The sequence below is a fragment of the Pseudomonas sp. Pseusp9 genome (assembly GCF_059491265.1).
Genome location: NZ_CP168500.1, coordinates 4,071,469 through 4,084,381, shown reverse-complemented (window position 1 = coordinate 4,084,381; position 12,913 = coordinate 4,071,469). Strand labels below are relative to the sequence as shown.

Here is a 12,913-nt window from a genome sequence, read left to right as displayed (position 1 = left end):
CCTCGCTTTGGCTTTGGCTTTGGCTTTGGCTTTTGATTTTGATTTTCTTGCCCCCTCGAGAGGCCGAGTGGAGGTTCTGCGCGGCGGGCCCACGGAGCAGGACCGGAGCGAGGGCATGCCGAGCCTTGGCGAGGCACCGAACGAAAGGGGCAAGAGCCCTTGGTTACTTGGGGCCGGGCGGCGCTCCGCTTTTCCAAGTAACCCGCTGTAAAAGCGGAACCCTAAGTGGCCGTTACCGCAGCAACGGATATGTACACCGGTAAAAGATACGTCGCCCAACACACTGCCATCGCGAGCAGGCTCGCTCCCACAGGTGGCAGATCAAAAGCCGCGACCATCAGCGAATAAAGTGAATCTTCCCGCTGTCGTCATTGCCCATATAAATGCCATACACCCCAGCCTGCCGCTCCTCGATATAACGCTCAAGAATCTGCCGGATCGCCGGGTAGTAGATGCTGTCCCAAGGAATGTCCTCGGGCGCGAAGAACTTGTAGTCAAGGGTTTCCGGACCGTACTGCCCGGTGATCTCCAGCGCGATGGCGCGGAAGATGATGTACACCTCGCTGATCTGCGGCACGCTGAAAATCGAGTAGGGCGAGACGATTTCCGCGCGCACGCCGCTTTCTTCCCAGACTTCGCGCAAGGCCGCCTGCTCGGTGGTCTCGCCGCTTTCCATGAAACCGGCCGGCAGGGTCCAGGTGCCGGGGCGCGGGGGAATCGCGCGCTGGCACAAGAGGTATTTGCCGTCCTGCTCGATGATGCAGCCGGCAATGATTTTCGGATTGACGTAATGGATGTAGCCGCAGCCGCGGCACATCAGGCGCTCGTGCGTATCGCCCGGCGGCACTTGCTGACCGAGATCAGCGCTGCCGCACCTTGGGCAAAAGCTCGGGCTGAACATCTCAGCGACCTATGCGCGGTTCTTTCAAGGCGATGGGCAGGGTGATCTGCGGCGTGGCGCCGGTTTCTTCCTGCTTGCGCTTGAGGTAGTCCAGGGCCACGGCCGCCGCCGCACGCACGTGGTCGACGCAAGCCTGGTGGGCGGCCAGCGGATCACCGCCCTTGATCGCTTCGACCATGCGTTCCATTTCCTGGTTGCTGGCGCCGCGACGGTTCTCCTGGGACACCGAGGTCGCACGCAGGTAGCTGATGCGTGCCTGCAACTGGCGCAACTGAGTGGCCGCGACATGGTTGCCCGAACCTTCGAGCAACACATCGTAGAATCCCTGCACCGAATCGATGACCTGTTGCAGTTCGCCATCCTTGAGCGCCTTGCGGTTTTCTTCCAGGGCTTTTTCCAGGGCCTTGATGTCCTTGGCCTTGGCGCGCAGGGTGAACAACTGCACGATCAGCCCTTCGAGCACGCAGCGCAGCTCGTAGATGTCCACGGCATCGGCCAGAGTGATGATCGCGACACGCGGGCCCTTGGCATCGGCGAATTCCACCAGGCCTTCGGATTCCAGGTGGCGCAAGGCTTCGCGCACCGAGGTGCGGCTGACGCCCAGGCGATCGCACAGATCGCGTTCGACCAGACGGTCTCCCGGCAGGAGCTGGAAGTTCATGATGGCGCTTCGCAGTTTATCCAGCACGATTTCGCGCAGGGTGACGGGGTTGCGATTGACCTTGAAGCTGTCGTCGAGTGGCAGGCGTTTCATGGGGTCCGCTCTGATTGTGGCTGTCCATGCAAAAAGGAGCACTTCGATTTCGGGAATCTGCGTGCTCGGTCAGATCAAACAGCCAAGGGTTAACTGGAGGTCTCGGCATCGGCTTCGGCGAAGGCTTCACGGGCGAGCCGGAAACTGTCTACGGCAGCGGGGACACCGCAATAAATACCGACCTGAAGCAATATTTCGCGTATTTGCTCACGACTCAGGCCGTTACGCAAGGCGCCGCGCACATGCAGCTTGAGTTCGTGCGGCCGGTTGAGGGCCGAGATCATCGCCAGGTTGATCATGCTGCGCTCCTTGAGCGACAAACCCTCTCGACCCCAGACATGACCCCAACAGTACTCGGTGACCATTTCCTGCAAGGGACGGGTGAAGTCGTCGGCGTTCTCGATGGAACGCTTGACGTAGGTTTCGCCTAAAACCTGGGTGCGGATCTTCAGGCCTTTTTCGTATTTTTCGTTGCTCATTTCATTGGCTCCCGTGGGCTCAGAGGCCGCCCATCAAGGTGTATTTGAGTTCCAGGTAATCCTCGATGCCGTACTTCGACCCTTCGCGGCCAAGCCCCGAGGACTTGATGCCGCCAAACGGCGCGACTTCCGTGGAAATCAGGCCTTCGTTGATCCCGACCATGCCGTACTCCAGCGCCTCGCTCATGCGCCAGGCGCGACCCAGGTCGCGGGTGTAGCAGTAGGCGGCCAGGCCGAACTCGGTGTCGTTGGCCATTGCGACGGCCTGGGCCTCGGAGTCGAAACGGAACACGGCGGCCAGTGGGCCAAAGGTTTCATCGCGGGCGACTTTCATCTGCGTGGTGACGCCTGTGAGCACGGTCGGCTGGAAGAAACCGTTGCCCAGCGCATGGCGTTCGCCGCCGCACAGCAGTTGTGCGCCGTGGGCCAGCGCGTCTTGCACGTGGTCTTCGACCTTGGCCACGGCACGCTCGTTGATCAGCGGCCCCTGGGTGACACCGGCGTCAAAGCCGCTGCCGACCTTGAGCTGCGAGACCCGTTCGGCCAGGCGCTTCACAAAGGCGTCGTGGATGCCGGCCTGCACCAGGAAGCGGTTGACGCAGACGCAGGTCTGCCCGGCATTGCGGAATTTGGCGAGCAGCGCGCCGTCGACGGCACGTTCCAGATCGGCGTCGTCGAAGACAATGAACGGCGCGTTGCCGCCCAGTTCCAGCGAGACTTTTTTCAGGGTCGGTGCGCACTGCGCCATCAGCAGTTTGCCGATGGCGGTGGAACCGGTGAACGACAGTTTGCGCACCAGGCTGCTGCCGGTCAGCTCGCCGCCGATGGCGATGGCGTCGCCGGTGATCACGTTGAAGATACCCGCTGGAATGCCAGCCTGTTCCGCCAGTGCGGCCATGGCCAGTGCCGAGAACGGTGTTTCCGGAGCCGGCTTGACGATGCACGGGCAACCGGCCGCCAGTGCCGGGCCGGCCTTGCGGGTGATCATCGCCGCCGGGAAGTTCCACGGCGTGATGGCCGCGACGACGCCAATCGGCTCCTTGCTGACCACGATGCGCGCATCGCCCTTGTGACTGGGAATGGTATCGCCGTAGATGCGCTTGGCCTCTTCGGCAAACCACTCGATGAAGCTCGCGGCGTAGAGGATTTCACCCTTGGCTTCGGCCAGTGGCTTGCCTTGTTCGAGGGTGAGGATTTCAGCCAGGGCGTCGGCATTCTCCAGCATCAGCGCGTGCCAGCGCTTGAGCAGGTTGCTGCGCTCTTTGGCGGTCAGCGCGCGCCAGGCCGGCCAGGCGTTGTTGGCGGCATCGATGGCCAGGCGCGCGTGCCCGGCACCGAGGTTCGGCACCTGGCCGATCAGTTCACCGGTCGCCGGGTTGAAGATGTCCTGACAGGCGCCATCCGGCGCGTCCAGCCACTGGCCATTGATATAGGCCTGCTGACGGAACAATTGCGAGGCTGCTGGGCTCATGCCGGCTCCTGAAAAAAGAGAGGGTTACCTGTAGGAGCGAGCTTGCTCGCGAAAAACCCGAGAACGCTACGGGGTGTCAGGACGCCAGCGGTATCGTTGACGACCATCGCGAGCAAGCTCGCTCCTACAGGAAGCAATGCATCAAGCCAGCGCGGGCAGTGGCCCCAGCTTGCCTTTGTGGTAGATCATCGGCGTCACCGGTTGCTCGGGCAGGATCAGGTTCTTCACCGCGCCGACGATGATCGCGTGATCGCCGCCGTCGTATTCGCGCCACAGTTCGCACTCGATGATCGCCGTGGCCTTGGCCAGGATCGGGTTGCCCAGTTCGCTCAAGTGCCACTCGATGCCTTTGGCCTTGTCCTTGCCTTTACCGGCGAAGGCATAGGCTTCGGCCGTCTGGTCGGCGGACAGCAGGTGAATCGCGAACTGCTTGCTGTCGCGCAGCACCGGGTAGGTGTCGGAGCCGTAGTTGGGGCAGAACAGCACCAGTGCCGGGTCGATCGACAGCGCACTGAAGGCGCTGGCGGTGATGCCGACGATGCCGCCGGCCGGGTCCAGGGTGGTGACCACCGTGACCCCGGACGGGAACGAACTCATCACGTCTTTGTAAATGCCGGGTTCGATCATTTTCCAGGACTCCTAGCGCATCACGAAGGGATCAGGCATCGGTGCCTGGGACAGGTTGATCCACACCGTTTTCAGCTCGGTGTAGGCCAGCACCGAATCGATGCCGCTTTCGCGTCCATAGCCACTGTTCTTGAAGCCGCCGATCGGCGCCATGGCCGAGACCGCCCGGTAGGTGTTGACCCAGATGATCCCCGAACGCACGTCCCGGGCCAGGCGATGGGCACGGCCGAGGTCGCGGGTCCAGATGCCGGCGGCGAGGCCGAACTGCGAGTCGTTGGCAATCGCCAGCGCTTCGGCTTCGTCCTTGAAACGGATGACCGAAGCCACCGGACCAAAGACTTCTTCCTGCATGATCTTCATCGAATTGCGGTCGCACTCGAACAGCGTCGGTTCGTAGAACCAGCCGTCGCCCAGACCGGCCGGACGCTTGCCGCCCAGGCGCAGGCGCGCACCTTCGGCAATGGCGTCGGCCACCAGGCCTTCGACCACGGCCAATTGCTGCGCGGTGGCCATCGGGCCCATTTCGCTGCTGTCGTCCTGCGGGTTGCCAATGCGAATGCGCTGGGCGCGCTCAACCAGACGCCCGACAAACTCGTCGTAGATTTCGTCCTGCACCAGCAAGCGCGATCCGGAGACGCAGCTCTGCCCGGAAGCGGCATAGATCCCGGCGATGGCGCCGTTGATCGCGCTGTCGAGGTCGGCGTCGGCGAAGATGATGTTCGGCGATTTGCCGCCCAGTTCCAGCGACAGCTTGGCGAAGTTCTCCGCGCTGCTGCGCACCACATGCCGGGCCGTGGCCGCGCCGCCGGTGAAGGCGATCTTGCGCACCAACGGATGGCGGGTGAGGGCGGCACCGGTGCTTGGGCCGTAACCGGTGACCACGTTGACCACCCCCGGCGGGATCCCGGCTTGCAGCGCCAGGCGTGCCAGTTCGAGGATGGTCGCCGAGGCGTGTTCCGACGGCTTGATCACGATGGTGTTGCCCGCGGCAAGCGCCGGGGCCAACTTGATCGCGGTCAGGTACAGCGGGCTGTTCCACGGAATGATCGCGGCCACCACGCCCATGGCTTCGTGCACGGTGTAGGCAAACAGGTCCGGCTTGTCCAGCGGCAGGGTGCCGCCTTCGAGCTTGTCGGCCAGGCCTGCGGTGTAGTGGAAGAACTCCGGCAGATAGCCGACCTGGCCACGGGTTTCGCGGATCAGCTTGCCGTTGTCGCGGCTTTCCAGCTGCGCCAGTTGTTCTTTGTTCTCGGCGATCAGGTCGCCCAGGCGGCGCAGCAATTTGCCGCGAGCGGTGGCCGTCAAACCGCGCCAGGCCGTACCGTCGAAAGCCGTCTGCGCAGCCCGCACGGCGCGCTCGACATCGGCTTCACCGGCATCGGGCAATTCGGCCCAAGGCTCGGCCAGCGCCGGGTTGAGGCTTTCGAAGGTCTTGCCGGACAGGGCATCGACCCATTCACCGCCGATGCACATCTGGAAGCGTGCGAGAGTCATGCAACGATCCCCTTGATCTGGTTTTGTCTGGAGTGCGCGGCCTGCAGAAACTCCAGCAACAGCTGGTTGACCAGGCGCGGCGATTCTACGGGCATCATATGCCGTTGCTCGGCGAGTACGGCAACGGTTGCACCGGGTATGCGATCGGCCAGCTGCCTGGCCATTTCCGGGGTCGAGCCCGGGTCCAGCTCGCCGGTGGCGATCAGCGTCGGCACCTTGATGCCGCCCAGGTCGTCGGCGCGGTACATGTCCTGGGTGGCGAACAGTTCATAGGTGGTCAGGTAACCCTGCGGGTCGTTACCGGCCAGGGTCTGGCGAATCGCGGCGATCTGCGCCGGGTTCGCCGCCTGGTATTCGCGGCTGAACCAGCGCGACAGGGCCGCTTCGGCATTCGCGTCCGGCCCGTGTTCGGCGGCCTGGCTGGTGCGGGCGATGACCCCGGCGCGCTGTTCGGCGCTGCGGTTGAACACACTGTTGAGCACCACCAGGCCTTCCAGGCGTTGCGGGTAGTGCAGGGCAAAGGCCCGCGCCACCAGCCCGCCCATGGAAAAACCGATCACCGTTGCCTTGGGCAATTGCAGGTGGTCGAGCAGCTCCAGCAACTGGTCGGCATAGCCGAGCAACTGCGTGCCGTTCGCCGGTCGCGGACTGGCGCCATGGCCAAGCATGTCGTAGGCGATGACGCGGTATTTCGTGGCCAGGCCAACGATCTGGCCGCCCCACATTTCTTTGTTCAGGCCCACGCCGTGGATCAAGACCACGGGCTGGCCTTGGCCGGTCGCCAGGTAACTGGTGCCAGCCGGGGTGAGTTCAGCGGTGAGCCGAATCATGGAGCGCTCCTGCAATGCCTTCTTGTTGTCGTTCTGCTGGCCGGTTACTGGGCTTTTTCGGCGGCCAGTTCTTCCAGGTCGATGTAGCGGTTGCCGATGCGCGGGTGCAGGCGGCCGCCGTCGGCGCAACCCAGGACCACGACGATTTCGTCGGCACGCGGTGCGTCTTCGATCTGCATTTCCAGGGTGATGTAGTGCGAGCGCAGGCCTTCGTCGTCCTTGTGCATCATCGGGATCTGGATCGAGGTGCCCGGGCCGCCGCGCTTGTTGGTGAAGCTCAGGTAGCTCTTGGCCTTGACCGCTTCGCGGTAATGGTTGCCGAAGCGCAGGGTGTGGATCACCGCCGAAGCGTGTTCGATTTCGCCATCGGCGCCGACCACGGCCGCCTTGCCGTAAGCCTCGATCTTCTCGGCACCGCCGATGATGCCCACCAGGCGCTCGACCATCAGTGCACCGAGGTCGGAGCAGTTGGCGCGGATCTGTGGTTTCAGGTCTTCGACAAAACCGTTGCCCAGCCAGGGGTTTTTCATCACCACGGCCAGACCGACCATGGTCACGGGCTTATCGGTGGCTTTGCCGCCTTCGATGAAGGTTTCTTCGACATAGCTGACGATCTTGCGGATTTCGAAACTCATGAGCTGCTCCGTAGAGGTTTGGGTGTCTGTGCGTCTGATGGTATACCATAATACCGGAAGCACAAGTCCCCCGAACGGAGTTTCTGGCTGGATGGCGATAAAAAGCGTGCGGCGAGACGCTATGCGTGGCGGGAAGGGCTTATGAAAGACGTAAAAAAACCCGGCGGGTGAGGCCGGGTTTTTCGTCGAGTCCTGCGGTAAAGCACTGCATTCAGACAGCGCGGCTTTCGATCAGGTGATCCGAACCGCCTTCAGCGACGCGGTTTTGCAGCAGTTTGTCGGAACCGCCTTCAGCGACGCGGTTTTGCAGCAGTTTGTCGGAACCGCCTTCAGCGACGCGGTTCTGCAGCAGCTTGTCCGAGCCACCTTCAGCGACGCGGTTTTGCAGGAGCTTGTCGGAACCACCTTCGGCAACGCGGTTCTGCAGGAGCTTGTCGGAGCCGCCTTCGGCAACGCGGTTCTGCAGCAGTTTGTCGGAACCGCCTTCGGCCACGCGTTTTTCCAGCAGGCGATCCGAACCACCTTCAGCCACACGATTCTCGATCAGGCGATCGGAACCACCCTCGGCCACACGGCTTTCAATCAGACGATCCGAGCCGCCTTCAGCGACAACAGGTTGAGCGGCGGTAGCGGCGAAAGCGTTAACTGCGAAAACCGAGAAAGCGATGCCGAGAAGGGTTTGGCGTTTCATGATGGTGTGCTCCGGGGTGCTGATGGGTTGGTATGGAGCAGATGTTACGCCGGGGATTTTTTAAGAGAACTTCATTGAATCAATGGTGACTATCGACGCAGTCAATGGATGATTTGGTGATCACTGTGGGAGCGAGCCTGCTCGCGATGGCGGCGTGTCAGTCGCCATCAGTGTTGAATGTGCCGGCCTCTTCGCGAGCAGGCTCGCTCCCACAGGGCTCGTGGTGTTAGCGGGAAATAAGGCCGTGATCGATGGCGTACTTGACCAGTGCCGCCGGCTTGTCGATGTTGAGCTTGCGGCGAATGCTCAAGCGGTGTGTTTCCACCGTGCGCACGCTGATATCCAGTTCCCGGGCCATTTCCTTGTTGTTCAGCCCTTGTGCCATCTTCGACAGCACCTGGCTTTCCCTCGGGGTCAGTTCGTTGTCGGTGTTCCTGTCGGCGATCAGCCGCTGGGCGATTTCGGCGCTGTAGAAGGTGCCGCCGCTGCTGATGGCTTCGATGGCGGCGATGATTTCCCGTGACGGGGCGTTCTTGAGCACGTAGCCGCTGGCGCCGGAGCGCACCGATTCACTGACGTATTCGTAATTGTCGTACATGCTCAGCACCAGCACCTTGAGCGACGGGTACTGGCTGCGTAGCACGCGGGTCAGTTCCAGGCCGTTCATGTCCGGCAGGCTGATGTCGACCAGCAGCAGGTCGGGCTGGCAACGTCCGACCATCTCGATGGCCTCGGCGCCGTTTTCCGCTTCGCCGACCATTTCCAGGGGCGACATCACGGCCAGTAGCGCCTTGATGCCGTCGCGGACCAGGGAGTGATCGTCGACCAGGGCGACGCGGATCGGGGAGGGCAGGTTCATCGCAGCTATTCACTCTTGTCGTTTTGGGCTGGGTCAGCGTTATGCGTCTGGTTTCATTGGCAGCCGTACGTCCAGCTCACTTCTGCCCGGCATCGAGATCAAATCGAAGCGCCCGCCAAAATGTTCGACGCGTTCGCGGATGTTACGCAAGCCAATGCCGGCCTGGCGACGTTCGACCTGGGCAACGTTGAAACCGATGCCGTCATCGACCACCGTCAGCCGCACCGATTGTTCGCAGCCGCGCAGGGTAATGGACACGTTCTTCGCCTGCGCATGGCGTTCGATATTGGTCAGGCCTTCCTGGACGATGCGGAACAAGGCGACGGCGGCACCGTCGACCAGTTGGCAGTCGAATTCATTTTCGTCATAGGTCACGGTCAGCCCGCTGCGCTGTTCGAATTCCGCGGCCAATTGGCCGATGGCCGCCGGCAGGCCGAGGGTGTCGAGCAAGGAAGAGCGCAGGTCGTGAGAGAGGCTGCGGACTTCACCGATGGCATCGCCCAGGCGCTCGGTGGCGTCCTTCAGCGTGTTCAGGCCCTTGTCGTGGGCTTGTCCGCTTTCCAGCAGATGGCTGGCCAGTTCGAACTGAAACTTGATCGAGACCAGCACCTGGCTGATGCCGTCGTGCAACTCGCGGGACACCCGTGATCGTTCTTCTTCCTGCAGGCTGACGATGCGTTGGGTCAGGCGCTGCAGTTTCTTGTCCGCCAGACGATGCTCGCTGACGTTGAGGGTCATGCCCGTGGCGAAGACGAACAGCACCGCGACGAGGGCAACCACGGCAATCGCCATCATGGTCTTGCGGATGCCCATGGCCACTTCGGCGCGGGCCTGTTGGGTGGCGCGTTCGACGTCCTCGAGGTAGATGCCGGTGCCGAGCATCCAGCCCCAGCGGTCGAGCATCACCACGTAGGCGAGCTTGTCGGTGACCTGGCCGGAGGAGGGTTTGTTCCAGGCGTAGCGTTGAAAGCCTTCGCCCGACTGCGCGCTTTTGAGCAGCGCCTGAATCACCGGCAGGCCGTGGGGGTCTTTCATGTCCCACAGGTATTGCCCCACCAGCTCCGACTGCCGTGCATGCATCAGGCTGCGGCCTTCGCGGTCGTAGACGAAGAAATAGCCGTTGATGCCGAAGCTGAGTTTGCGCAGTTCTTCCAGCACTTGTTGCTGGGCATGGGCGTCACCGTGGCCGTCGTCGTACAGCGGCGCGATCAGGCTTTGCGCCATTTCCACGTAGTTTTTCAGTTCCGCGCGCTTGCTCGCCAGAATGCTGTCTTCGATCAGCTGCGCCTGCTGGTCGCCCAATTGGCGGTTGAGGGAAATCACCAGCGCACAGATGACGGCAATGGCCAGCACCAGCGGCAGGATCCCGAGGGCGACGATCTTGTGTTTGAGCTGCATGTTGACTCCTGCCCGCGCGAAGGCTCGGCATCATATGCCAAAGATACGTCGGGCCTGTAGCGTTGCAGGACGGAATGACCTGGCGGGGGCATAGCCTGTGGGAGCGAGCCTGCTCGCGAAGGCGGTCTTTCAGGCGACATCCATGTTGAATGACAGATTGCTTTCGCGAGCAGGCTCGCTCCCACATTTGATCGGGGACGGCCCCGGTTCCGGTGGTCAACCCACAGGAGATCTGCGTCATCTACGTAGAACTACGTAGACGCCACGTACGTAGTAACGCGGATTTATTTGTGGACGGCATGCGCAGATATTGGGCCAGCTCCGCATCGCGGACACAATTATAAAAATTACCGCCGCAGTCACGAGCTGTCGGCAGGAGACCCTCTATGCCCCGTCTGGCTAAACACCTCGCCTGGTTTGCCGTGGCTGTCCTGGGAGCGATTGCGCTGAGTGTCGTGGCCCTGCGCCGCGGTGAAGCGATCAATGCCCTGTGGATCGTAGTCGCAGCTGTCGCCATCTACCTCGTTGCCTACCGCTATTACAGCCTGTTCATCGCCAATAAAGTGATGCAGCTCGACCCCAATCGGGCCACTCCCGCTGTGCTCAACAATGACGGTCTGGACTACGTACCGACCAACAAGCACGTACTCTTCGGTCACCACTTCGCGGCCATCGCCGGTGCGGGGCCGCTGGTCGGCCCGGTGCTGGCGGCGCAGATGGGCTACCTGCCCGGCACGCTGTGGCTGATCGCCGGCGTGGTGCTGGCCGGTGCTGTGCAGGATTTCATGGTCCTGTTCATGTCCACCCGCCGCAACGGCCGCTCCCTGGGCGACATGGTCCGTGAAGAAATGGGCCGCATCCCCGGCACCATCGCGCTGTTCGGCTGCTTCCTGATCATGATCATCATCCTCGCGGTGCTGGCGCTGATCGTCGTCAAGGCCCTGGCCGACAGCCCCTGGGGCATGTTTACGGTGATGGCGACCATTCCGATCGCGATGTTCATGGGCGTCTACATGCGCTACATCCGCCCCGGTCGCATCGGTGAGATCTCGGTGATCGGCGTGGTGTTGCTGCTGGGCTCGATCTGGCTCGGCGGGCAGATTGCCGCCGACCCGGTGTGGGCCAAGGCCTTTACCTTCACCGGTATCCAGATCACCTGGATGCTGATCGGCTACGGTTTCGTCGCTGCCGTTCTGCCGGTATGGCTGATCCTGGCACCGCGTGACTACCTGTCCACCTTCCTGAAAATCGGCACCATCGTCGCCTTGGCCATCGGTATCCTGGTGACCATGCCCGAGCTGAAAATGCCGGCCTTGACCCAATTCATCGATGGCACCGGCCCGGTCTGGAAGGGCGGTCTGTTCCCGTTCCTGTTCATCACCATCGCCTGTGGCGCGGTCTCGGGTTTCCATGCGCTGATCGCCTCCGGCACCACGCCGAAGCTGCTCGCCAGTGAAGGGCATGCCCGCTACATCGGTTACGGCGGCATGCTGATGGAATCGTTCGTGGCGATCATGGCCATGGTCGCCGCTTCGGTGATCGACCCGGGCGTGTACTTCGCCATGAACAGCCCGGCGGCCGTGGTGGGTGCCGATGCGGTTGCCGTTGCGCAAACCGTCAGCAGCTGGGGCTTTGCGATTACCCCGGACGCGTTGCAAGCCGTGGCCCACGACATCGGTGAAACCACCATCCTGGCCCGTGCCGGCGGTGCGCCGACCCTGGCGGTGGGGATCGCGCAGATCCTGCACCACGTGTTGCCGGGCGAGAACACCATGGCGTTCTGGTACCACTTCGCGATCCTGTTCGAAGCGCTGTTCATCCTCACCGCAGTCGACGCCGGTACCCGTGCCGGGCGCTTCATGCTCCAGGACCTGCTCGGCTCGTTCGTGCCGGCCCTGCGCCGCACCGAATCCTGGACCGCCAACCTGATCGCCACCGCCGGTTGCGTGGCCATGTGGGGTTATTTGCTGTATCAGGGCGTGATCGATCCATTGGGCGGCATCAACACCCTGTGGCCGCTGTTCGGTATCTCCAACCAGATGCTGGCCGGGATCGCGCTCATGCTCGGCACCGTGGTACTGATCAAGATGAAGCGCCAGCGTTATGTCTGGGTGACCTTGCTGCCAGCCGTGTGGTTGCTGATCTGCACCACCACTGCGGGCTTCATCAAGCTGTTCGATGCCAACCCGGCGATCGGCTTCCTCGCCCTGGCCAGGAAGTACAGCGATGCCCTGGCCAATGGTCAGGTGCTGGCTCCGGCCAAGAGCATCGACCAGATGCAGCACGTGATCTTCAACGCCTACACCAACGCAACGCTGACCGCGCTGTTCCTGTTCGTGGTGTTCAGCATCCTGTTCTTCGCGCTCAAGGTCGGTATTGCCGCCTGGGGCAGCAAGGAGCGTACGGATAAAGAAGCACCATTCCAGGCCGTGCCGAATGCATAGGCGAGGAGGGCAGCATGTTCAATGACCTGAGTCGCCTCGGTAAATACCTCGGTCAGGCCGCGCGCCTGATGGTCGGCATGCCCGACTACGACAACTACGTCGAGCACATGCAGAGCAAACACCCGGACAAACCGGTGATGGACTACGAGGCGTTCTTCCGCGAGCGCCAGGAGGCCCGTTACGGCAGTAAAGCCGGACCGAAGTGCTGTTGATCGAAACAAAAAAACCGGCCGAATAATGGCCGGTTTTTTATTGCATGCAGGAACGCCCTGAATGATTCAGGCCGCGTGGCGATCCGAGTCGTCACCGCCACTTTTGTCCCGGGTCTTG

Annotated in this window: 13 protein-coding genes; 2 read left to right on the top strand and 11 right to left on the bottom strand. The window is 62.3% G+C overall.

What is annotated here, in order from left to right:
* Positions 1 to 337: 337 nt before the first annotated feature.
* The 11 genes from ACEN8E_RS18305 to ACEN8E_RS18255 form a co-directional block, all read right to left on the bottom strand.
* Positions 338 to 901, bottom strand: a complete 564-nt coding sequence (locus tag ACEN8E_RS18305; RefSeq protein ID WP_495589317.1) for an NUDIX hydrolase — start codon at positions 899 to 901, stop codon at positions 338 to 340.
* Between the two features lies 1 nt (position 902).
* Positions 903 to 1,655: a GntR family transcriptional regulator gene (locus ACEN8E_RS18300; RefSeq protein WP_111288977.1), complete on the bottom strand. Its 753-nt coding sequence runs from the start codon at positions 1,653 to 1,655 to the stop codon at positions 903 to 905.
* An 89-nt stretch (positions 1,656 to 1,744) separates the two neighbouring features.
* Positions 1,745 to 2,134 (bottom strand): carboxymuconolactone decarboxylase family protein, encoded by a 390-nt coding sequence (locus ACEN8E_RS18295; protein ID WP_495589316.1) that lies wholly within the window; start codon positions 2,132 to 2,134, stop codon positions 1,745 to 1,747.
* A 19-nt stretch (positions 2,135 to 2,153) separates the two neighbouring features.
* Complete coding sequence (locus tag ACEN8E_RS18290; protein WP_495589315.1) at positions 2,154 to 3,605, bottom strand: NAD-dependent succinate-semialdehyde dehydrogenase; 1,452 nt, start codon at positions 3,603 to 3,605, stop codon at positions 2,154 to 2,156.
* Positions 3,606 to 3,746: 141 nt separating this feature from the next.
* Positions 3,747 to 4,232, bottom strand: a complete 486-nt coding sequence (locus ACEN8E_RS18285) for a flavin reductase family protein (protein WP_495589314.1) — start codon at positions 4,230 to 4,232, stop codon at positions 3,747 to 3,749.
* Between the two features lie 12 nt (positions 4,233 to 4,244).
* Positions 4,245 to 5,726, bottom strand: a complete 1,482-nt coding sequence (locus tag ACEN8E_RS18280) for an aldehyde dehydrogenase (protein ID WP_495589313.1) — start codon at positions 5,724 to 5,726, stop codon at positions 4,245 to 4,247.
* Positions 5,723 to 6,556 carry an alpha/beta fold hydrolase gene (locus ACEN8E_RS18275; RefSeq protein ID WP_495589312.1) on the bottom strand — a complete coding sequence of 278 codons (834 nt, stop codon included), beginning with the start codon at positions 6,554 to 6,556 and terminating at the stop codon, positions 5,723 to 5,725. The genes ACEN8E_RS18280 and ACEN8E_RS18275 overlap by 4 nt, the downstream gene beginning before the upstream one ends.
* 44 nt (positions 6,557 to 6,600) lie before the next feature.
* Positions 6,601 to 7,191: an amino acid synthesis family protein gene (locus ACEN8E_RS18270; RefSeq protein WP_007978708.1), complete on the bottom strand. Its 591-nt coding sequence runs from the start codon at positions 7,189 to 7,191 to the stop codon at positions 6,601 to 6,603.
* Between the two features lie 211 nt (positions 7,192 to 7,402).
* Positions 7,403 to 7,882, bottom strand: a complete 480-nt coding sequence (locus ACEN8E_RS18265; RefSeq protein ID WP_495589311.1) for a phage infection protein — start codon at positions 7,880 to 7,882, stop codon at positions 7,403 to 7,405.
* 226 nt (positions 7,883 to 8,108) lie between these two features.
* Entirely contained in the window at positions 8,109 to 8,741 is a 633-nt protein-coding gene (locus ACEN8E_RS18260) for a response regulator (protein WP_057396633.1), read from the bottom strand.
* Between the two features lie 39 nt (positions 8,742 to 8,780).
* Positions 8,781 to 10,139 carry a cache domain-containing protein gene (locus ACEN8E_RS18255; RefSeq protein WP_495589310.1) on the bottom strand — a complete coding sequence of 453 codons (1,359 nt, stop codon included), beginning with the start codon at positions 10,137 to 10,139 and terminating at the stop codon, positions 8,781 to 8,783.
* A 386-nt stretch (positions 10,140 to 10,525) separates the two neighbouring features.
* On the opposite strand from ACEN8E_RS18255, the gene ACEN8E_RS18250 reads away from it, so the two are divergent.
* Positions 10,526 to 12,583, top strand: a complete 2,058-nt coding sequence (locus tag ACEN8E_RS18250) for a carbon starvation CstA family protein (RefSeq protein WP_495589309.1) — start codon at positions 10,526 to 10,528, stop codon at positions 12,581 to 12,583.
* Between the two features lie 14 nt (positions 12,584 to 12,597).
* A complete protein-coding gene (locus tag ACEN8E_RS18245; RefSeq protein WP_008051268.1) occupies positions 12,598 to 12,795 on the top strand; it encodes a YbdD/YjiX family protein in 198 nt (65 codons plus the stop codon).
* Positions 12,796 to 12,913 lie beyond the last annotated feature (118 nt).